The sequence below is a fragment of the Paenibacillus sp. NPDC093718 genome (genome assembly GCF_050279985.1).
Classification (GTDB): domain Bacteria; phylum Bacillota; class Bacilli; order Paenibacillales; family Paenibacillaceae; genus Paenibacillus_AQ.
Genome location: NZ_JBNNUS010000001.1, coordinates 873,512 through 894,493, shown reverse-complemented (window position 1 = coordinate 894,493; position 20,982 = coordinate 873,512). Strand labels below are relative to the sequence as shown.

General features: G+C 48.9%; 21 protein-coding genes, 1 tRNA gene and 1 riboswitch. Of the genes, 15 read left to right on the top strand and 7 right to left on the bottom strand.

Features of this window, described 5'->3' with window-relative positions:
- Positions 1–17 precede the first annotated feature (17 nt).
- Positions 18–1,049 carry a Gfo/Idh/MocA family protein gene (locus ACQKPA_RS04530; protein WP_427489728.1) on the top strand — a complete coding sequence of 344 codons (1,032 nt, stop codon included), beginning with the start codon at positions 18–20 and terminating at the stop codon, positions 1,047–1,049.
- Positions 1,050–1,195: 146 nt separating this feature from the next.
- On the opposite strand, the gene ACQKPA_RS04525 is transcribed toward ACQKPA_RS04530, so the two are convergent.
- Genes ACQKPA_RS04525 through ACQKPA_RS04515 form a run of 3 tightly spaced genes read right to left on the bottom strand, consistent with a single transcriptional unit; the run spans position 1,196 to position 4,054 of the window.
- The gene (locus ACQKPA_RS04525) at positions 1,196–2,092 is read right to left on the bottom strand and encodes a sugar phosphate isomerase/epimerase family protein (RefSeq protein WP_427489726.1); all 897 of its coding nucleotides are present in this window, start codon (positions 2,090–2,092) and stop codon (positions 1,196–1,198) included.
- 49 nt (positions 2,093–2,141) lie between these two features.
- The gene (locus ACQKPA_RS04520) at positions 2,142–2,999 is read right to left on the bottom strand and encodes a sugar phosphate isomerase/epimerase family protein (protein ID WP_427489724.1); all 858 of its coding nucleotides are present in this window, start codon (positions 2,997–2,999) and stop codon (positions 2,142–2,144) included.
- Positions 2,996–4,054, bottom strand: coding sequence for a Gfo/Idh/MocA family protein (locus tag ACQKPA_RS04515; RefSeq protein ID WP_427489722.1), 1,059 nt, complete (start codon positions 4,052–4,054; stop codon positions 2,996–2,998). The genes ACQKPA_RS04520 and ACQKPA_RS04515 overlap by 4 nt, the downstream gene beginning before the upstream one ends.
- Before the next feature lie 126 nt (positions 4,055–4,180).
- Between ACQKPA_RS04515 and ACQKPA_RS04510 the strand changes: the two genes are divergently transcribed.
- From ACQKPA_RS04510 to ACQKPA_RS04490, 5 genes are all read left to right on the top strand, one after another.
- Positions 4,181–5,038 (top strand): AraC family transcriptional regulator, encoded by an 858-nt coding sequence (locus tag ACQKPA_RS04510; RefSeq protein WP_127591598.1) that lies wholly within the window; start codon positions 4,181–4,183, stop codon positions 5,036–5,038.
- 328 nt (positions 5,039–5,366) lie between these two features.
- Positions 5,367–7,130 (top strand): glycerol-3-phosphate dehydrogenase/oxidase, encoded by a 1,764-nt coding sequence (locus ACQKPA_RS04505; protein WP_427489720.1) that lies wholly within the window; start codon positions 5,367–5,369, stop codon positions 7,128–7,130.
- 333 nt (positions 7,131–7,463) lie between these two features.
- Positions 7,464–8,276, top strand: a complete 813-nt coding sequence (locus ACQKPA_RS04500) for an HAD-IIA family hydrolase (RefSeq protein ID WP_427489718.1) — start codon at positions 7,464–7,466, stop codon at positions 8,274–8,276.
- A gap of 67 nt (positions 8,277–8,343) precedes the next feature.
- A complete protein-coding gene (locus ACQKPA_RS04495) occupies positions 8,344–8,949 on the top strand; it encodes a glycerol-3-phosphate responsive antiterminator (protein ID WP_071223375.1) in 606 nt (201 codons plus the stop codon).
- A gap of 43 nt (positions 8,950–8,992) precedes the next feature.
- The gene (locus tag ACQKPA_RS04490; RefSeq protein ID WP_427489716.1) at positions 8,993–9,706 is read left to right on the top strand and encodes an MgtC/SapB family protein; all 714 of its coding nucleotides are present in this window, start codon (positions 8,993–8,995) and stop codon (positions 9,704–9,706) included.
- Positions 9,707–9,814: 108 nt separating this feature from the next.
- Here ACQKPA_RS04490 and ACQKPA_RS04485 read toward each other — a convergent pair whose 3' ends face one another.
- Positions 9,815–10,162, bottom strand: a complete 348-nt coding sequence (locus ACQKPA_RS04485; protein ID WP_427489714.1) for a lysoplasmalogenase family protein — start codon at positions 10,160–10,162, stop codon at positions 9,815–9,817.
- A 146-nt stretch (positions 10,163–10,308) separates the two neighbouring features.
- Here ACQKPA_RS04485 and ACQKPA_RS04480 point away from each other — a divergent pair, with 146 nt between their 5' ends.
- The 3 genes from ACQKPA_RS04480 to ACQKPA_RS04470 are packed head-to-tail and all read left to right on the top strand — an operon-like array spanning position 10,309 to position 14,365.
- Positions 10,309–12,000: a spore germination protein gene (locus tag ACQKPA_RS04480; protein WP_427489711.1), complete on the top strand. Its 1,692-nt coding sequence runs from the start codon at positions 10,309–10,311 to the stop codon at positions 11,998–12,000.
- A gap of 14 nt (positions 12,001–12,014) precedes the next feature.
- Positions 12,015–13,229, top strand: coding sequence for a Ger(x)C family spore germination protein (locus ACQKPA_RS04475; RefSeq protein ID WP_427489709.1), 1,215 nt, complete (start codon positions 12,015–12,017; stop codon positions 13,227–13,229).
- 14 nt (positions 13,230–13,243) lie between these two features.
- Positions 13,244–14,365 (top strand): GerAB/ArcD/ProY family transporter, encoded by a 1,122-nt coding sequence (locus ACQKPA_RS04470; protein WP_427489707.1) that lies wholly within the window; start codon positions 13,244–13,246, stop codon positions 14,363–14,365.
- On the opposite strand, the gene ACQKPA_RS04465 is transcribed toward ACQKPA_RS04470, so the two are convergent.
- Entirely contained in the window at positions 14,360–14,620 is a 261-nt protein-coding gene (locus ACQKPA_RS04465; protein WP_427489705.1) for a hypothetical protein, read from the bottom strand. The two genes, ACQKPA_RS04470 and ACQKPA_RS04465, sit on opposite strands and share 6 nt — an antisense overlap.
- Before the next feature lie 235 nt (positions 14,621–14,855).
- Between ACQKPA_RS04465 and ACQKPA_RS04460 the strand changes: the two genes are divergently transcribed.
- The 3 genes from ACQKPA_RS04460 to ACQKPA_RS04450 all read left to right on the top strand — a co-directional run bounded on the left by ACQKPA_RS04460 (position 14,856) and on the right by ACQKPA_RS04450 (position 16,981).
- The gene (locus ACQKPA_RS04460; RefSeq protein WP_427489703.1) at positions 14,856–15,836 is read left to right on the top strand and encodes a copper amine oxidase N-terminal domain-containing protein; all 981 of its coding nucleotides are present in this window, start codon (positions 14,856–14,858) and stop codon (positions 15,834–15,836) included.
- A gap of 135 nt (positions 15,837–15,971) precedes the next feature.
- Positions 15,972–16,055, top strand: a tRNA-Leu gene (locus tag ACQKPA_RS04455).
- Positions 16,056–16,255: 200 nt separating this feature from the next.
- Positions 16,256–16,981, top strand: a complete 726-nt coding sequence (locus tag ACQKPA_RS04450) for a WD40/YVTN/BNR-like repeat-containing protein (RefSeq protein WP_427489701.1) — start codon at positions 16,256–16,258, stop codon at positions 16,979–16,981.
- Positions 16,982–17,081: 100 nt separating this feature from the next.
- Here the strand turns inward: ACQKPA_RS04450 and ACQKPA_RS04445 are convergent, their stop codons facing one another.
- Together ACQKPA_RS04445 and ACQKPA_RS04440 are read right to left on the bottom strand one after the other, a co-directional pair.
- On the bottom strand, positions 17,082–17,273 hold the full coding sequence (locus ACQKPA_RS04445; protein ID WP_427489699.1) for a hypothetical protein: 192 nt from the start codon (positions 17,271–17,273) through the stop codon (positions 17,082–17,084).
- 168 nt (positions 17,274–17,441) lie between these two features.
- Entirely contained in the window at positions 17,442–18,038 is a 597-nt protein-coding gene (locus tag ACQKPA_RS04440) for a helix-turn-helix domain-containing protein (protein ID WP_071223142.1), read from the bottom strand.
- A 287-nt stretch (positions 18,039–18,325) separates the two neighbouring features.
- Positions 18,326–18,425, top strand: a riboswitch (purine riboswitch).
- A gap of 75 nt (positions 18,426–18,500) precedes the next feature.
- Between ACQKPA_RS04440 and ACQKPA_RS04435 the strand changes: the two genes are divergently transcribed.
- The 3 genes from ACQKPA_RS04435 (at position 18,501) to ACQKPA_RS04425 (ending at position 20,887) form a co-directional block, all read left to right on the top strand.
- Positions 18,501–19,937 carry an NAD(P)/FAD-dependent oxidoreductase gene (locus tag ACQKPA_RS04435; protein WP_427490270.1) on the top strand — a complete coding sequence of 479 codons (1,437 nt, stop codon included), beginning with the start codon at positions 18,501–18,503 and terminating at the stop codon, positions 19,935–19,937.
- A gap of 196 nt (positions 19,938–20,133) precedes the next feature.
- Positions 20,134–20,421, top strand: a complete 288-nt coding sequence (locus tag ACQKPA_RS04430; protein WP_076325696.1) for a Dabb family protein — start codon at positions 20,134–20,136, stop codon at positions 20,419–20,421.
- Between the two features lie 43 nt (positions 20,422–20,464).
- Positions 20,465–20,887 (top strand): DUF86 domain-containing protein, encoded by a 423-nt coding sequence (locus tag ACQKPA_RS04425; protein WP_427489697.1) that lies wholly within the window; start codon positions 20,465–20,467, stop codon positions 20,885–20,887.
- Positions 20,888–20,982: the final 95 nt, after the last annotated feature.

Here is a 20,982-nt window from a genome sequence, read left to right as displayed (position 1 = left end):
TAACGGAGGGAATAAGGATGCTGAAAATCGGAATATTGGGATTTGGTTTTATGGGGCGCATGCATTTCGACAATTATGTTCGACTAGCTGAAGAGGGCGCGGACATCCAGCTGGTGGCGATTTGCGATTTGCGCATCGATGAGCTTAAGGACAGCAAAGCCAACGGCAATATGGCGACCGAGCGTGATGTATACGACCTGGAGCCCTATCACCTGTATGACCATGTGGACAAAATGCTGGAGCATGAAGAGCTGGATATTGTGGATGTATGCCTGCCGACTTATTTGCATGCGGACATGTCCTGCATGCTGTTGGAGCGCGGTATTCACGTCATGTGTGAGAAACCTGTCGCAGGCAGCTCAGAGGAAGCCTGGCGCATGGTAAAAACAGCGGAGCGCACAGGAAAAACGCTCATGATCGGACAATGCCTCCGTTTCTGGCCAGCTTATGAATATTTAAAAGAATGCTTAGAGGACGGTCGTTATGGAAGCATCGTTGCAGGCGAATTCTTCCGGGGATCGGAGCCGCCTCAAGGCTGGTTCCTGGAAGGAGACAAGAGCGGCGGCTGTATCACGGACATGCATGTGCATGACGTGGATATGATCCATTGGCTTATGGGCAAACCGGAGCGGGTGTCCACATTCGCCAAAACGATCATTAAAGGAAGCTCTTACGATATCGTATCCACCCACTACAGTTTCCCGGATGGCAAAGTGATTAACGCGCATGCGGATTGGACGCTGCACGGCGAACACGGTTTTTATATGGGTTACCGTGTGAATTTGGAAGAGGCTACGCTGGTGTTTGAGAACAATGAACTGAAGGTGTACCCTGAAGACGCGCCAGGCTTTACGGCTGAGCTGTCCGATGATTCCGGCTATTATCGTGAACTCCGTTATTTCATTGAGCATGTTGCGCAAGGAGAGCCGGTAACGGTATGTACGCCTGAGAGCGCTGCCGGGTCGCTGGAAATTATTGAAGCCGAGATTCGTTCCGCAAGAGCGAACGGCGCCCTGGAGACGGTATCAGGGAAACAGGTGGTATCTTAATTTTATTTACTAGGTAGGACAATATAAAACAAGGCCAATCAGGTTATTCCCTGATTGGCCTTGTTTAGTTCATGAGTTTACTGCATCCTATTCAAGCAGTAGCATTGACATCCTGCAGCAAGAACTCTGAATGAATCGTGTACATGTTAAGCTCTGAATGATTTCAAGAAGTCCACGGCAAGCTTGATATCCGCTTCCGGATTGGCTTTCACTTCACGTTCGATGGTCAGATACCCGGTATAGCCGATATCCTTGAGCGCTTGCAGGTAAGCATTCCAGTTCACGCCGCCTTCGCCAAGCGGCACTTCACGGAACTTCTCGCCCGATTCCGCCATATCGGCAATTTTGTCATGGTCAAGGGCGGGTGCCTCGTATCCGAAATCTCCGTATACATCACGAGGGTCGATATAGTCAGCCAGCTTGATTCCGTCCTTCGCGTGGGTATGAACGATATAATCCTTCAGGTTGTACACACCTTGTACCGGATCGTCTCCAGTGACCATGACCATATTGGCTGGATCAAAGTTAACGGACACACCGTTGGAACCCAGACCATCCAGGAATGATTTCAAATGAGCCGAAGGCTCCGGACCTGTCTCGATGGCAAAGAATGCGTCCATGGACTTCGCGAATGTGCTAAGCTCCAGGCAAGCTTTGTGCATCGTTTCATATACGCGGCCGTTATGATCTTGCGGCACGATACCGATATGCGTGGTGATGATATTGGTTCCCAGCTCCAAGCCGAGCTCCATGATTCGTTTGGATTTCTCGATTTTAGCCGCATTCTCAGCAGGGTCCTGGAAGCCGTGTCCGCCAAGGTCACCCACGAGGGCGGAGATTTCAAGTCCCAGTGAATCGATGTAATCCTTCAATTCTTTTCGTGCTGAAGCAGAGAGGTTGGCCGGATCCATTTCGCCATGAACGGCATAGATCTGTACGCCGTCTGCTCCGACTTCCCGGGCTTTAAGAAGGCCATCTCTTACTCCAACCCGAAAGCTGTCAACAATAACGCCAATTTTGTTAGGCATGATAGGCTTCGACATCTTAATATCCCCCTTATATCATCCTTGTGTCTTCCATCGTCCGTATAACTTAAACCTCATTCCAGGTTTTACGGAGATATTCCAATCCAAACTTAGCTCCCGTACGGCAATCTTCCATCCCTTCGAATTCAATCGAGATGTAGCCGTCATAACCGGATTCCTTCACGATGCGAACGACTTCCGGCATATCGATATCGCCTTGGCCGACAATCGCGCCACGCAGCCAGTTGCCGCTGGAGGTGTTAAACCAACCGGATCCTGGTGCGCGGTGAGCCGGACGATAATAGAAGTCCTTGAAGTGAACCATCGATGCCAAGCCGATGTTGTTCTTGACAGCCACAGTCGACACCTCATCTGCACAGAGGAAGTTTCCAATGTCCAGGGTTGTTTTGAAGTTAGGGTGATTAACGGTCTGAACCAGCGCTTTTACACGATCGCTATGTTGAATGAAATACCCGTGGTTCTCCACGCTTGTTGTAATGCCGCGTTCTGCCGCGTAATCCGCTATGATACGGCATGCATTGGCCAGGCGGGGAAGTTCCTCCAGGAAATGCGTGATGGACAAGTCCTTGGAGGAGCCTACATCGTGGCGCATCAGCGTAACGCCAAGCGCGGCCGCAATGTCCACTTCGCCTTTAACTCTTTCAATCTCCGCTTCATATGCAGCATCTTCCAATTCCGCAAAATTGGCGCCAATGGCATAGTTGGAGATCTCAAGCCCTTTGGAAGCGGCATGGGATTTAATTGTATCAATCAACTCCGGCGTTTCCTTGAGGTTAAAGCCGAGCGGAACGATCTCGATATGCTCTCCGCCGATCTCCGCAACGTAATCGATGACGTCGGTAATGGTCATTTCGCCTTTGTTCATGGCCTGGTACAGGCTGTACGAGCTTACTCCGAGTTTCATAGGAGAACTTCAGCCCCTTTCTCAGCGGATTCATAGATGCCGCACAGAATCTTCATGATCTCAACGCCGTCTTCCACCGGGCTGAGCGGTGTTGTGCCGTTCTCGATACAGGAAATGAAGTGATTGACTTCGCTTTGGAAAGCAGCATCGAAGTCGAATCCCTTGTTGTCGGTTTGCGGCTGGATGTTGATGATGGTATCGTGCTTCTCGGTTACGATGGAAACCTCAGGGTCAATCTCGAATCCGCCCTTGTCTCCATACAATTTAACGGATTGCAGATTCTCCTTCGAGTGCAGCGTGAAGCTGACGTCCACCAGCAAAGAAGCGCCGTTCTCAAAACGGATCATCGCATTCGCCATATCCTCAACCGTGTTCTTCTCCGCGTCATAGTCAGCCGCTTTGTAGAACGAGAGGTTGCGAACATTAGAGCGATTGCCCAGCTTTCGGTATGTATTGGCGCTGACGGAAACCGGTTTTGGACGACCCATCATGTACCAGCACAGATCGATGACGTGCACGCCGATATCGATGAGCGGCCCGCCGCCGGAACGTTCGATGTCGGAGAACCAGCCGCCTGGATTGCCAAGGCGGCGAATGGAGGAAGCCTTCGCAAAGTAGATCTCCCCGAATTCGCCCTTGTCTGCAAACTCGCGGAGCATCTGAGCGTTAGGGTCATAGCGTCTTACGAAACCGACTTGGAGCATCTTGCCGGAGGATTTAACGGCTTCCTGCACTTGAAGCGCTTCCTCCACGGTACGGCAGAGAGGTTTCTCAACCAGGACGTGTTTGCCCGCATACAGTGCCGCAATGCTGATTTCGGCATGCGTATTGTTCCAGGTACAGATGCTTACTGCATCGATTTCCGGATCAGCCAGAAGTTCGTTGTAATCGGTGTAGACTTTGGTAGCACCGTATTTTTCAGCTGCACGCTGTGCTCTTTCTTCATTTAAATCGCACACGGCGAGCAAATTCGCGTTCGCATGTTTCTGATAAGATTGCAAATGCATAGCAGAGATCGATCCCGTGCCAATGACGCCAACATTAATAGATTTCATGAGTTCACTCCTCTGAATTTACTGCATTACACTTTCGTATTATAATGCTTTTAGAGGAAGACACCATGATAAACCGTGCTGTTTGTTTGTACAATTGTGCTGTCTTACTGGAAGGAGACCAGAACATTGGACAAAACACTGCGAGAACCGATGACGATGCCGGATCCTCAGTTTCCGATTAAGGTTCATCGTTGCGAGTTTGATGGCCGAGGACAGGTTTTGTTTAACCACCATTGGCATGAACATCTTGAAATTCTATACATTGTATCAGGGGAAGCGAGTCTGGAGTGCGGCTCGTCCACCTTCACGGTCAAGGAAGGCGATATGATCGTCATTAACCGGAATGAGCTGCATTACGGCCTCAGCCTGTCGGATCATTTGTTTTATTATGCGTTAATCGCGGACTTCTCGCTGCTTCAGAGCCATTCGTTGGATGCAACCGAGATGAAATTCATTACGCCCATCACCCAGAATCGGCTGATCTTCGAGAACCGAATTAGCGGGGATGATGCGCTAGCCTCCATGCTGTCTATCATTCATGAGCTGGAACAGCGGGAGTTCGGTTATGAGCTGGCCGTCAAATCAGAGCTGTATCGGCTGCTTACGCTGCTTGTACGAGGTTATGTAGCGACGGTTCTTACCCTGGATGAGTACGTCGAGCGAATGAAGAATGTGGAGCGGTTTGCCCCGATATTCAAGTATATCGAGGAGCATTACCGGGAGGATTTATCAGTTGAGCTCCTATCCGGCATGGCGGGTCTCAGCCGCTTTCATTTCAGCCGTCTGTTCAAGGAGATCAGCGGCCGGACCGTGACGGAGTATGTGAATGAGACGAGGCTTAACCGGGCGGATTATCTCCTTCGCGAAAGTCCGCTTACCGTATCCGAAATCGCGGCTGCGACCGGGTTTAATGATATTTATTATTTCAGTCGAACCTTCAAGAAATATAAAAGCATGGCTCCATCGGCTTTACGGAAAAAGTGAGAATCGGCTTTAAAGGTTCTGAATGGGCTCCATGTAGACATAAGTATAAAAGCAACCTATAATGAATAATCATATTTATTGCATAAAGTGGCGGAGATAACGGAGAACCCTTTTGCTTAAATGCGTACTGTATTTGGTATGCATTCCTAGCAGAAGCGGTTCTTTTTTTGAAGAGATAAGAAAGTATAAACATACGAGGCTTAGCATCCTTATCTCGCAAGAAAAACTTCCGCTACATGCGGTCTGTCTTCAGATAAAGTACGTCGGTAGACGTTTTTCTTATGATGGAATAGGTTCTTTATTTTAAATTCGGAGAGGAGAATGTCAGGTGGACACAAGCTTATCCGCCAAGATGCGGACCCAATATTTGCAGGACATGTCGGCAAAAAAGCTGGATGTGCTGGTGATTGGCGGCGGTATCACGGGTGCGGGAATTGCTTGGGACGCCAGCTGCAGAGGGATGAGCGTCGGATTGGTGGAAATGAATGATTTTGCTTCAGGAACGAGTTGCCGATCAACGAAGCTGATTCATGGCGGTCTTCGGTATCTGAAGCAAGGAGAGATCGGCTTGGTACGTGAGGTGGGTTCTGAACGGGCACTGCTTCATCGGAGCGCTCCGCATCTGGTGGAGCCCATTCCCATGCTGCTCCCTATTTATAAAAAAGGCACTTATGGTTATCTTGCCAGCGCGATCGGATTGTATCTGTACGACTGGCTGGCAGGGGTCAAACGCAGTGAACGGCGTAAGATGTTTCGGCGCGAGAGTACCCTGACCCTTGAACCGCTCTTTCGAAAGGAGGGATTGAAAGGTTCCGGTTATTATTATGAATACCGAACCGATGATGCACGATTAACGGTGGAAGTGATGAAGTCTGCAAGGACCAAGGGAGCGCTCATCGCGAATTACGCCAAAGTCCAGGAATTCATGTATCGAGGAGGAAAAGTAGTAGGGGCTCACGTAGAAGACCAAGTGAACGGCAAGATCTATACGATATGCGCCAAAAAAATTATTAATGCCGCCGGGCCATGGGTGGATCAGGTTAGGCTCAAGGATAATTCGCTCAAGGGAAAGCGCCTGCTCTTAACCAAAGGCGTTCACCTGGTGGTGGATCATGCCAAGCTTCCCATACGGCAAGCTGCTTATTTCGATGTGCCGGGTGGCAGAATGATTTTTGTCATTCCAAGAGAGGGCAAGACCTACATCGGAACGACTGATACTGTTTATGAGGGGGCGATTGAGACGCCCGGCATTACCGAGGAGGATCGGCGATATCTGATCGATGCGGTGAATCACGCTTTCCCTGAATCAAGGCTGGGACCGGAAGATATCGAATCCGGATGGTCGGGGCTGCGGCCACTCGTCCGTGAGGAAGGAAAAGGCCCTTCGGAAATATCGAGAAAAGATGAGATGTTTATATCCGATTCCGGGTTGATCACCATTGCAGGCGGAAAGCTGACCGGATTTCGGAAAATGGCCGAAAAGGTAGTGAACCTTGCAGCCAGACAGCTTCAAGACGCCGACGGCACCATCTATCCTCCTTGTACGACGGATCGGGTTCCCATCAGCGGGGGCGACCTGAACGGCCTTACCTATGAGGAGGTTCAGAAGAAGTTGATCAAGCAGGGTGAATTCCTTGGTATCAGACCCAAAGACATTCTGAGCCTCATGAACAGGTACGGCTCCAATACGTTGGAGCTGATGAACCGGGTCGCTGCCTCTTCGCAGGAGGCGGAAACGACCGAGCTTCGATTGTTACGTGCGGAAATCGAGTATTCCATCGAATATGAGATGACGATGACTGCAGTCGATTTTCTGTTAAGAAGAACGGGCTGGTTATTATTCGACCGGCAAAAAACCGAGCGGACCATTGCCCCCGTCATGAGGCTGATGCGTGAATATTTAGAGTGGAATCAAGAGGAAGTCGACAGGCAATGGGAGCTGCTGCAGGATCAATTGCAATTGGCTTGGGGTGTGGCGGAAGGCAGCAGGATGGAACGGTTTACGGATCCGCCGGATCGGGAAGACGTCACAGGATCGCGCTCCGACCAGGAAACCGAGCATTCCTCCGCCGTGTCAGCGATGAATCGATAGGAATCTTATTTATCAGGATCATCTTGTCAAATGTAAAATGTGGATGTAGTATAACCATATAAAGTTATAGAGCTGGGCAGAGATGATGAGAAGCCCTTTGCATAACGAGAACTTTCATTTGTCATGGATGAAGGCTTTTTCAATGCAAAGTGCTTCTCATTTTTTTGTATCCGCATGGAACCGCTTGTCCGAGGACTAAAGGGCATGACACCGTCATATGTATACTTTACGGATGGGGACTGTGGGTCCATAACAGAACTGATCTGGTCAGAACATGTCCAATTTACGTTTACGGGCGAAATTACAGATTGAACATGCAGAGGAGAACGAAATATGGATCATTATTCAGGGTATATTTTTGATTTGGACGGTACGATTTATCTTGGGGCTGAGGCCATTGATGGTGCGGTGGAGACCATTCATTATTTGCAGGGACTGGGTAAGAAACTATTGTTTTTGACCAACAAAACGATAGATTCCAGGGAAAACTATTTGAAGAAATTAAGGAAGCTTGGCATCCAAGTTGAGCTGAACAATATATTGAACCCTGCGCTCGTTACGATTCATTATCTTCAGAAGCATCATCCGGGAGCAAACGTGTATGTCATTGGCGAGGATATATTGAAGAATGAGCTGCTGGACAATGGTATACGATTCGCCTCATCGCCGGAGGAAACCGACGTTGTGGTTGTGTCGTGGGACCGGGATTTTCACTACCGCCATCTGGATTTTGCATATCAGGCGATTAAACGGGGCGCTGATGTGATTGCCACCCACCCGGATCGAACATGTCCGATGCCTGGCGGCGATGTCCCGGATTGCGGCGGCATGATCGGTGCCATTGAAGGCACCGCCGGCATTACAATCACGACCGTCATGGGCAAGCCCTCCGTCTTGACGGCTTTGACCGCTCTTGATATTTTGGGAGTGAAGGCCGAAGATTGTCTCATGTCAGGGGATCGGCTGGAGACGGATATCAAGATGGGAAATCAGGCAGGGATGAGCACGGCGATGGTGCTGACCGGCGTATCGAGCAGGGACGATCTGATGGACAGCAGCGTGAAGCCCACCTATGTGTTGAATTCGGTCTACGATATTTATCTCAGCGGTACTGCCGTGAAGCAGGCAGACAAAGCAAAGTCATGAGTTGTTACAAAAATATGCCGGGGCAACGGGAGAATTGGAGATGTTGCGGCGGCAACGAGGTGAAGAGATGAAAACCAGTGTTGAAGGTGCACAGCGAATTTCGTATTGCTTGAAGCGTAAGCCCATTATTACTTCATTAATGAATGCCGATGAACTCCCTGCTGTGCTGGCGACCGAATCGAATATCGTGTTTATTCTCAAAACCGATATTTTTATCATTGAATCGATCGTTGAGCAGATTCGGGAGGCGGGTAAGCTCTCGTTTGTGCATTTTGATCTGATCGAAGGGATCGGTAAAGACAAAACGGGGGTTAAGTATTTAGCTGAAAAGGTTGGCATTGACGGTATTGTCACGACAAAAAACACGGCGATTGTAGAAGCAAAGAAACTGGGCTTGTTGACGGTCCAGCGTCTGTTTGTATTCGATTCCGTTTCTCTGGACAACGGGATCAAGATGATAAAGGCCTCCAATCCGGATGCCATTGAAGTGCTGCCGGGCATGGTGTGTCAGCGGATCATGGAACGGATTCGTGCAGAAGTGGACGTGCCCGTCATCGCTGGAGGACTCATGATCGATTTGGAGGATTTTGATACGGCTTTGAAGAGCGGTGTAATTGGCATATCCACCTCCAGCAAAGAGCTATGGCGCTGGCAGGATGAACATATGGTATAGCGAAGAGCCGCCTTACATGACAAAGATGGGTGGAGATTAGGGAATGGATGTGTTTCAACTGGATACGGAAACCATGCTGATGCGGCTGCTGTTCGCTGCATTGCTTGGCGGTTTAATCGGTTGGGAGCGGGAACGCAGAAATAAGCAGGCCGGTTTAAAAACCCATCTCTTGGTGGCTGTCGGATCCACGCTGATTATGCTGACTTCCATTTACGGTTTTGATTCTGCACTGATTAATCATCCCAATGCGAGGTTTGATCCTGCCCGGCTGGCGGCACAAGTTGTAAGCGGTATCGGTTTCCTTGGTGCCGGGGCTATATTGCGGCGTTCCAATCATATCATTTCAGGTCTTACCACGGCGGCAACTCTTTGGGTGGCGGCTGCTATCGGTTTAAGTGTCGGCTCCGGTTTTTACTGGCCGGCGATCATAACGACAGCGATCGTTCTGGTCAGCACGCTGGTGTTGAATAAATTGGAATCGAAATTTCTTTTTATCAAAAAGTCAGGCAGCTTGAAGATCATCATTGAGGCCGGAGAACGTCCGGTTCATGTGAGTACCATTACCGAATTGCTGCAAAAGGCCAATATGACGGTGGAAGGCATGATCGTGAATAATGACACGGCGGAAGACGATTCGACCAAGGTGACGATGGAATTCCGGGTGTATTCTTTTAACAGCAAGGGAATTAACGGACTATTCGAGCAGTTGTGGCAGGTAGAGGGCATTAAGCAGGTTCGCATGAACTGGCGGGACTAAAGGCTTCTTATATGGTTTGATGAGCAAAAATGTTACATGGTCAGGTATTATGATCGGACCCAACATGCTGTACAGGGCTGAGCCCGGGTAGACCCGGGCTCGGCTTTTTTATGAATAGGCCGCAATCGGTATGATGCTGAGGAGGCGGGGAAGCGAATATCGCCATTGCCCCAGAAAGCCAGCCGTATAGAACAGATGACCGATCAGAAAAGCGGTAAGGCCCACGACAAACCAGATGAGCGTGCCGTCACCGATCATGCAGAAGAACAGTCCCGATAACAGAAGATAGTGAACTTTAGAGGCATGGGGCGGGAATTGCCGATAGGCAAACAGGATGATGAGCCACATCGGAATGAGCTTGAACAGGAGTTTCACGAGCAAGGGCTCGGAAGGAATGAAGAAAATATAAAGCAGACTCATGATCAGGATGATCAATGGCAGCACGTATCGTTTCAAATATAAACCTCCCCACACAATGTAATCTTCATGCTTAGACAATTCTTCTTACAGCGTCCCAATCCCTCTTTCCGATCTCCGCATGAAATAGGAATGTAAAGCAAATAATGGAGTAAACTTGAGCTTTGAAGGATGGGGGTACCGACATGATACGCTACCGATCTCGAAACCGTCGCCCGATTCCCGCGAAGAAATCAGAGGAACAGGCGGTGTCCTCGAAGTCAGGGTCATCCGTGATTTCCGGCCATATACAAGAGCTGCTCGATCGCATACGGACCGAGTCCGGAGACAGCCCGGATATTGTCACCCGGCGTTTGAAGCTGGGCGGTGAGCCTGAGGAGAACTGTGCCATTGTATATTTGAACGGACTCAGCGATCCTGAGATGGTCAACAATTTCGTAATGGATTCTCTCCTGCGTTTATCCCCTGATTTATATAAGGGTGAGGGGCCCGATGTCTTCCTGGACAACATCATGAAGGATGGGCTGTCGATGGGCGAATCCAAAATAATGACCGAATGGAACGACATTATGCTGGCCATATTGTCAGGGGATACGGTCATCCTGCTGGAAGGTGCTGAGAAAGCCATCGTAGCGGGTACACAGGGCGGAGAATGGAGATCCGTTACCGAGCCGACCTCCCAGCTTGTTGTTCGCGGGCCCAAGGATAGCTTCGTGGAGTCCATCGCTACCAACATATCCCTGATCCGTCGGAGGCTGAAATCCCCCGATCTCTGGCTGGAGACCATGAAAATCGGATCCGTAACCCATACCCACGTGGCTCTTATGTATGTCAAAGGAAAAGCAGATCCCGGGATCGTAAAGGAGATTAAAGAACGGCTGAATGATGTCGAGATTGAAGGGATTCTGGAATCGGCTTATATCGAAGAATTTATTCAGGATAAAACGGTAACCCCTTTTCCCACGATCTATAATACGGAGCGTCCTGACGATGCCGCCAGTAAATTGCTGGAAGGCAGGATCATCGTCCTGGTTGATGGTACCCCCTTCGTCCTGGTCCTTCCAACGGTATTTGTTCACTTCTTCCAATCACCCGAAGATTATGCACAGCGATTTGATATTGCGATTGTGATGCGGATTGTCCGCTATCTCAGCTTTATTATTCTGATCTTGGGCCCGTCGGTTTATATAGCCCTCACCACCTTTCATTACGAAATGGTGCCGACCTTATTGCTGATCAGTTTGGTTGCTCAACGGGAAGGGGTACCGTTTCCCGCCTTTGTCGAAGCGATGCTGATGGAAATCGTATTTGAGATTCTGCGTGAGGCCGGGGTGAGGATGCCCAGAGCCATCGGGCAGACCGTCTCGGTTGTTGGTGCTTTGATCCTGGGACAGGCAGTCGTTGAAGCTGGCCTGATTACGCCAGCCATGGTCATTGTCGTAGCTTTAACCGGTATTGCAAGCTTTGCCATACCAGCCTATAACCTATCTATCGCCGGACGCTTAATACGGTTTGCTTTTATGATACTGGCCGGCATGTTCGGATTTTACGGGCTGACACTGGGATTAATCATCCTTGTTGCCCATATGAATAGTCTCCGTTCGTTCGGAGTTCCCTATTTATCGCCGATCAGCCCTTTCCGATTGCGGAATCAAAAAGACGCTGTCATCCGTATGCCTTTCAAATCGCTCCAAGCGGAAGCCTTGTCCGCATCTCATTCAAGCAGTAATCGAGGTACATCGGGGAAAACCGAATCGCAGGAAGCCGGGAATCCATCATCCGGTTTACACAATCGGAATGCCGGAAGGGATAACAGTAATACGGGGGACCAGAAGACGGCTGTTCCGGCCGCTGAGGCCAATCGTAATTTACGTTAGGGGTGTAGCCGGAAATGTTCAGATACAGATGGTTGGTTAGCATTCTCCTGTGCTGCTGCCTAAGCACGATAACGGGCTGCTGGGATGCGACTGAATTGAATAAGCGGGCCATTGTTGCCGGTATCGGCATTGACTGGAAGGAAGAAGAGCAGCAATATATGATTTCCTTCCAGACCATCATTGCGGATGAAATATCCGGCAAAACGGGCAGGGGAGCGACACCGACATCCATATACAAAGCATCCGGAAAAACGATCATCGAAGCGCTGCGAAATACGTCTCGAAAAGTACCGCGTATCATTTCGCTTGCCCACACGGGATTAATCGTTATATCCGACGAAGTGGCCAGAAACGGAATTATCGATCTATTCGACTATTTGGATCGTGATTCCGATATTCGATTGACGACCGAAATATTGGTGGCCGCAGAAGGGCAAAGGGCGGAAGACGTGGTTGCTGTATTGACGCCCATCGGAAAGATTACGGCCTTCGCGCTTGTACAGAAGATTGAATTAACCTCAAGACAATTAAGCGAGAACTTCCGTGTAGAGGTGGACGATGTCATTCGGGATCTGCTTGTTCCCGGTGGCGGGCCTGTCATTAACGGGGTCATCATCGAAGGTGATGCGCAGCGAGCCGTAAAGAAATCCAATCTTGAAAGTTCGGAGAGCGCGGGTCTGGGCGTTATCTCCAATCTGGCTATTTTTAAGGGCGACAAACTTAAAGATTGGATGACCAAGGAAGAGAGCAAGGGAACCGTGTGGATCAAGAACAAAATGCAAGCAACGCCATTAAATATAAAACTTGAAAATGGACAGGGCGAAATTGCATTGGATGTGATGCGATCGAAGACCCGGCTGGAAGCGAAGTTTAAAGATCCGCTTCAACCTATTATCCACATCTTCGTCGAACCTAACTTCTCAATCAGGGAAGTGATGAGCGACATCGACCTGCGGAACCCGAATTCGATGAGAACGCTTGAAGCAGCTGCTAACCAAGAGGTGGCTCGCATTCTGAAATTATCCGTGAAGAAGTGTCAGGAAGCGAACAGCGATATCCTGGAATTCGGTCAAACGGTAGAACGCGCCAGACCAGAAGCCTGGCACAAAATGAAGGGACGATGGGATGTGATCTTTCCGCATTTGGAAGTGGAATATCATGTGAATTCCGTTGTGCGTAACTCTCAGATGAGAGATCGCTCCTTTAAATACAACATGAACAACCAGTAAAGGGGAGCTTAAAGGTGAAGGTGAAAATCAGTCCGCTGCAGTTCTTCTCGCTGCTGGTTCTATTTCAGTTCGGAACGACGCTTGTCGTGAACATGGGACTGCAGGCCGGCAAGGATTCCTGGATTGGGCTGCTGATTGGCATGGTGATCGGGACGATGATGTATTCGCTGAATGTTTATTTGTACACCATGTTTCCTGATCATCTGCCGACGTTTTATTATCGAATATTGCTTGGGAAATATTTAGGGGGATTGGTGGGAGTATCTTACTGTGTGTTTTACCTGTATACAGGCTCCAGAGATATCGTAGATGGAGGGCTGTTGGTAATGGCATCGGCAGCCCTTAAGGAGACCCCGCTCCTCATTGTCAATTTGATCATGGTGATGACCGTCGCTTTTGTGCTGCATCAAGGATTGGAGGTGCTTGGGCGCACCGCTTTGATCTTCTTGGCGATAGTTCTGCTGATCAGCGTATTCAGCGCCCTGGTTATCGTATTTTCCGCCATCGTAGAAGTCCATCACTTGCTTCCTGTTCTGGGTAACGGCATACAACCCATCATTCAATCCGTTGTGAAAAAAAATATGCACTTTCCGTTTGGGGAGTTGATCGTTGCTACGGTCCTTCTTCCGCATCTGAGCCGGCAGAAGAGCGGGATTAAGGCAGGGTATCTGGCTATTTTATTCAGCGGAATGATGCTGGCGCTAACCTCTGCCGTTACCATTTCTGTGCTTGGGGACAACATCACGGAGCGTTCGGTTTTTCCTCTGCTGACGATGGTCGGAAAAGCCAATATTTCGGAGTTCATTGAGCGGACGGAAATTTTGATCGTGATGGTTCTGATTATTGGTGTGTTTTTTAAAATAAGTCTGTATTATTATGCCGCATTGATCTCTGCATCCGAGTTGTTCAACATTCCCTATCAAAAATTGATCTATCCTTTCGCTTTAATCATGCTCGGCAATTCGATGATTCTCGCCCGCTCGTATAGCGAGCATCTCATGAAAGGAAGCCAACATCTATATATGATTCTCCCTATATTTTCAATCGCAGTGCCCTTGCTGCTTGTCGTGGTCGGTTTGATACGCAGGGGAAGCTCTAAAGGAAAGGCAAAATCCGACTCTAGCTCCGGATCATGAACCATGTCCCGCGTTTCCAGGACTTTGGCTTGAATCACGGAGCTTTTTATTTTTGAATGCTCGGTAACAATCAGGAAGGATCAGGAGGCATAGCAGCACCGTAACCGTCAGCTTCTCTACGATGGAGAATAGAGTAAATTGCCAGTTGATCATAAAGTTGTACCATGGGAACCCGAACAGACAATCTGTAAGCACGGTATAAGACAGGCAAAGAATACCTAACAGCAGGGTGATCGCATATTTTTTGATATACATCGTTACTTCCTCGCATTTCCTATGGTTATGACTTGCCAATCCATGACAACGTTGTATTAGTATGAAGGGTTTATTGAATAAACATACAATGAAGAGTTGTATCCAATCGAACCAAGCGTTGAAAAGGGTCAATATATGAATCGACAGGAACAGAATTTATGGATAGGCCTAAGGGTTATAGATCTTTTATAATGGAATGGATAGTGAACTTTAGCTTAGGGAGGGAGAGCTTGTGATGAAGAAACGTCAAGGCGTGAGAAGGCTGCTGGCCGGTATCATGGCGGCAATGATAGGGATAACCGGTTTCATGTCATATGGAGGAGAAGTTTGGGCTGCGGACACATCCTCAGGCAGACCTATCGAAATTCGAGTGAATGGAGGTCGGCTTCTGCTGGAATCGCCTCCCTTTATTCATAACGGCCGGGTGATGGTGCCTTTCCGCGGCATTTCAACAGCGATGGGAGCCGTAGTGCGCTGGGATCAAGCCAAGCAGACGGCCATTGTGAGTAATGTTAAACATACGACAAGCTACACCGTGGGGCAGAATCACGCCATTAAAGACAGCAAAGCTGTAACTTTGGATGCCCCGCCTCTGCTCAAGGAGGGACGTGTTTATATCCCCCTCCGCTTCTCGGCAGAGGGTCTTGGAGGCAAGGTTGTCTGGAATAACCAGGCTAAAGAAGCTATGATCTATCCGCTGCTCACACCGAAGGAGGCAGAAGCTGCCCTGTCCAAGAAGAGTAATCAGGCGATAATACTTTTGAAAAACAAGGATTTTGAGAAGCTTGCGGAGCTCGCTCATCCAAACGGGATTACCTTTTCCCCTTATGCGCATGTTGATCGGCAGAAGGATGTCACACTTAGCAAGCAGCAGCTGAGGAAGGGATTTAACCACGACACCTTATACCGCTGGGGCGAGTATGATGGCAGCGGAGAACCGATCTCCATGAATTTTGAGAGCTATTATAATAAATTCGTCTATACCCTAGATTTTGCCGCAGCACCATGGATCGGTTACAACCAATCCAAGAGCGAAGGAAATACGGTGAATAATGCAAGCAGCCAGTATAAGGGAGCTGTCATCGTTGAGTATTATTACGAAGGAGTTCATCCTGATTATGCGGGGATGGATTGGGAAAGCCTCCGGCTTGTATTTGAACAATATGGAGAGGATTGGGTGTTATCTGGCGTGATACATGATCAATGGACGGTCTGAAAATAGACTTATGATGTCGAAACCATATGAAGTCTGATGGTTTCGACAATTTTTTTAAAAAATGCTTGCTTTTTAACTTTGGGCATTATATACTCTTAATTACGGTGATCAACTCGATCACGACTTACATAACATGCGGTCGTGGCGGAATTGGCAGACGCGCACGGTTCAGGTCCGTGTGGGCTAACCCCCGTGGAGGTTCGAGTCCTCTCGACCGCATCTATGAAGCAAAGCTGTTTTTCAAGTGAAATTTAACTTGAAGAACAGCTTTTTTCGTTCCTCTTCACGTGGAAATCGCGTTATACTAAACTGGAGGAACCGTTCAGCTTTAGGGTGAATTCAATGGAGTGGATTTATAATATTTGGCCTGTTAGCAGAAGTTACTGGCGGGTTATTTTGAATACAAGGGGTGTGATCCTGTGATAAAACCTCGAAAAGGGCTGGGCTTTATTTTGTTGATGCTCGTTGCAGTGAGTTTATCTGTTGGATGTCAACCATCGGATGAGGGGAATGTGGCTGAGCGATCGGTGGAATCTTCGAAGGAGGATACCCAGAAGGCGGAGCCCTCTTCCGGCACAGAAGAATCTTTAGATGGAGCGGATCACGCCGCAGGAAGCGGTGCCGTCGCAGAACAGGATGATACGGACGTTGCTCCGGACAATCAGGCCGCTGAACTCGATGTGGATTTAGCGGATGTGACGGCGGTCCGGCTCATTAATCATAGCTCGGGCTGGATCGGCGGAGAAGGCTGGATAGCTTTTAGTGATAACGGTGGCACGGAATGGGAGGTTCAGGCTCAGCCCAAAGGCACCGTACGCCAAATCTTTGCGCTGAATGGCAAGCAGGCCTGGACTGTGATGGAGAATAACGATCTGTACCGCACAACGGATGGCGGCGAGACGTGGGTTCGGATTGGAAGCACGCCGAATGCCGGATTTCTCCATTTCATTTCACCTGAAACAGGATTCAGCGGGCAAGCCAAAACCGAGGACGGGGGCAAAACCTGGAGCAACCTGGATATACCGGATACGACCGCCAGCAGCCCTGCCACGGGAGCTATCACCGATGAAGCTCCTGGGGCTCCCAAGAACAAAGAGGTTGCGTCAGGATCGTTGTATGTTGTTAACACGAAACCCCATAACTGATTTTATAACTAAGAAGACCGGAATTCTCCGGTCTTCTTTTTGTGGTTATGCCTCCAATCTCAGCAAGGAAGAGGCAGAACGATGAACATCATATCGTTCATTAAGGCAGCTCTTTGAATATCATTCGTGAGCCCAGCCATAGACCAGCGGCAACTCCGAATAAGCCGAAGAGGGCCACCAGGACGATCAGATTGGAGGAGTGCCAACCAAGCAGGAATCCAATACCGCTTCCCATGGTTGTTCCGGTGAGCAATCCCAGTGCAGCGCCAATCTGCTTATGACGTAACGTCATACTCACTCACCTCAATTGTTGGATGATGCGAACGGAATGTTACTTGTATTCCCTGATCGTCTGGAAATATGCCATAACAGAAAATAAGCCCGGCTTAGCCTGATCGACCAGGCAAGCTGAGCATGGGTTGGAGTCTTAAGTATGGTTTTATTATAACAGCAGTTTTGATTAGGAATTTTGCTTTAATGCGCAATCTGCGAATAGAACAGATTTAGGGATCCGGAAGAACTGTTCCGCTTTTTCCTGGAACGCTGCGGATGGTACGGTGCCCTGGTGCAGCCATTTGCGGAATGTGCCGGGATGTACGCCGATCCAGCGGCTAACATCGCTTACCGACAAGTCATGAACCATGCACAGGCCTGTCAGAATCCGATTGCTAACGGGTGAGCGAGTCAGGGTGCGTTTCATGAAGCGGGAAGGTGCCGGCTGGCAGATTAAAGGTGACTTGTCCAGCAGTTCCTCCCTGAAGAGAATGTGACGGGGATAACCCAAGTAGTCGCAGGCCTTCTCCAGGTTGTTTTTTCCGGGAACGCGTCCCTCATATACCCAGGCGCTGACACTACGGGAGGATACTCCCAGTTCCTCGGCCAATTGCGACAATTTGATATCGTTGGCCATAAGTACGGCTAGTAGGACGCGGTTGCGAATTTGGCAGCGGGTCGGCCGGCGAAAGCGCTTGACTCGCACACCTTTCCCCAAATATTTACGATTGATCAGGGACCACGCCTCAATGGAGTGTTTTTCTTGCTGCAGTTGTGTAGGCATAATTCCTCCGATTTTTTTTAACACAATACTACAATATTCGACACTCACTTTTCAATAGCTAATCATAAAACAATTGTTTCCATTTCGTTGTTACCTGATTTATAAGTCGGATGTAATGGTCCGATAGACCTACTAATTTATTTGATCATTTCAAAGTAATGTTCGTATTTTGGTTATATATATCGATAATGTTGGTGTATTAACTAGAATAAAGGAGTTAAATACGAACAATTTATATATCTTATCTTGACTCATTCGCAAATCCGTTTTATATTAACTATGGTTGATGAAGAAAATAGATGCTTATTCGTATATCCCTGAAAATAAGGTTCAGGGGTTTCTACAAGGAACCTTAAATTCCTGACTAAGAATAGGATGCGCAAGCATACCTATTCGGAGCAGGATTTTTTTGTGCCCGGGAGCGGTGTGCAGAAGCGACAGTCAAACACACAGGGGGATATGATGAGCAAATATGATGTTATCGTTGTTGGTGCCGGTCCGGCCGGTATTTTCGCTTGTTATGAACTGACGTTAAAGTCACCAGGCAGCAAGGTGCTATTGGTTGACAAGGGACATGATATTTACCGGAGAAGCTGCCCGATCCTGGAGGAGAAGATTAAGCTCTGTCCACCGGCAGTAGGACGTAAGGAATTTGCCGGTTGCTTGCCGGCTTGCTCGATTACAGCCGGATTTGGCGGGGCGGGAGCATACAGCGACGGCAAATTCAACATAACCACGGAGTTTGGCGGCTGGATGACCGATTATTTGCCAGGATCCAAAGTCATGGAGCTCATCCAATATGTGGACGCCATCAATCTGGAGCACGGAGCAACACCTGCCATTACGGATCCGACAACAAATGCGATCCGGGATATTGAACAGCGTGGATACGCAGCGGGCCTGAAGCTGCTTCGCGCTCAGGTAAGGCATCTTGGAACCGAGCAGAATTTGGAGATACTGAAATCGATATACGAATATTTGAAGACAAGAATTGATATGGCTTTTCGGGCGGAGGCCGAGGACATTGTCACCGTCAAAGAAGACGGAGCCCACCGCGTTACCGGCATCGCAATGAAAGGCGGGGAGGTCCATGAGGCGAATTTGGTGATGGTTGCCCCTGGCCGTGACGGCTCTGCCTGGTTGACCAGTGTATTAAAAAAACGCAGATTGAAAATGCATAATAACCAGGTGGACGTGGGTGTTCGGGTTGAAACCTCGGATGTGGTCATGCGCGAGATCAATGAGCATTTGTATGAAGGCAAATTCATCTTTAACACCTCGGTCGGAACCCGGGTGCGTACGTTCTGCAGCAATCCTTCCGGTCATGTTGTGGTTGAGAACCATAGCGGGGTTATGGCAGCCAACGGCCATTCTTATAAAGATCCGGCATTGGGATCAGCCAATACGAACTTTGCGCTGCTTGTATCCCATAAGTTTACGGAGCCGTTTGACAAGCCTAACGAATATGCGCGTGAAATATGCAAGCGGGCTAACGATCTATCCAGCGGCGGGGTTATTGTACAGAAATACGGCGACGTGCTCCGCGGCCGGAGATCCACCGAGGGCCGAATTCGCGAAGGTTTTCTGGAGCCGACGCTGAAGGAAGCCGTTCCAGGTGATCTTGGCTTGGTGCTGCCGTACAACACCATGAAAAGCCTGATCGAGATGGTCGAAGCGCTTGATAAAGTCACGCCGGGGATCGCGTCGGAGCACACGCTGTTCTACGGGGTGGAGGCCAAGTTCTACTCCGCAAGACCGAAGCTGACGGAGTCCTTCGAGACGGAAATCAAGGGACTTTATTGTGGCGGGGATGGTGCGGGCATTACCAGGGGGCTTGCTCAAGCAGGAGCCGCCGGCGTCTGGATTGCCCAGAACATGCTGAACCAATTAAGTTTGTGATTCAGCGTTATTTTCTTAAATAGAGTGTTGACTTCAGGAGCACGGTCTGGTGTAAACCAGACCGTGCTCCTATTTGGTTAGATCTGGCGCAGCCGATATGTCCGATATGTTGGTGGGAGCGATTTCTTTTTCCGGACGAACGGGGTATGATAGATACGAAAGATTTACATACATGCTAGAGATGGAGGAACGGACGATGATTAAACATATTGTTTTTTTCAAATTGAAGGACTCATCCGCAGAGAATATTGAGAAGACGGTGCAGGTGCTGCGCGATATGGATGGCAAGATTCCGATGCTTAGATCCCTTGAGGCGGGCGCAGATGTAATTCGCTCGGAGCGCTCATATGACTTGGCTTTGATCGTTGAAGTGGACAATCTTGAAGATTTGCAAGCATATGCCGTTCATCCTGTTCACCAGGAAGTGATCCAATACATCAATACGGTGAAAGATCATACGCTTAGCGTTGATTTTGAAGTGTAGGCATTGATATAGACTTACAACAACGGGTTGGAGGAGATTTGCGGTGTATTATGTAAATCAAGAACAAATTGAACGGCGTCTGAGCGCGATTCCCGAAATTGCGGAAGGGTTGCGTGCTGCGGCACAATCATGGGACGGAGGCCTTGTGCTGGGGTTGGTTCAGGAGCGTGCGCTTCATCTGGCGATCGAAGTCGTGACGGATGTCGGCAGCTACTTGATTGACGGATTTATTATGCGGGATGCCAGCAGTTATGAAGATATCATGGATATTAATCATGAGGAAAAGGTGTTCCCCGAAGAGGTTCATAAGGTGCTGCTGGAGCTGGTCCGATTGCGCAAACCGCTCGTGCAGGACTACTATGATTGGGATAGGCATACGCTTCATTCTTTATCTCCGATTCTGCCTGATGTGCTGGAGCAATTTGCGGGAAATGTCCGTGAGTATTTAAAGAACGAGATGTACTAATAGTTGTATAGTTTCACAAAGAAATATCCCATGATGCCATGGGCTCTTCCATACAAATGATCCTTAACAGGCCTTCAGGGAATCCCTGAACGGTC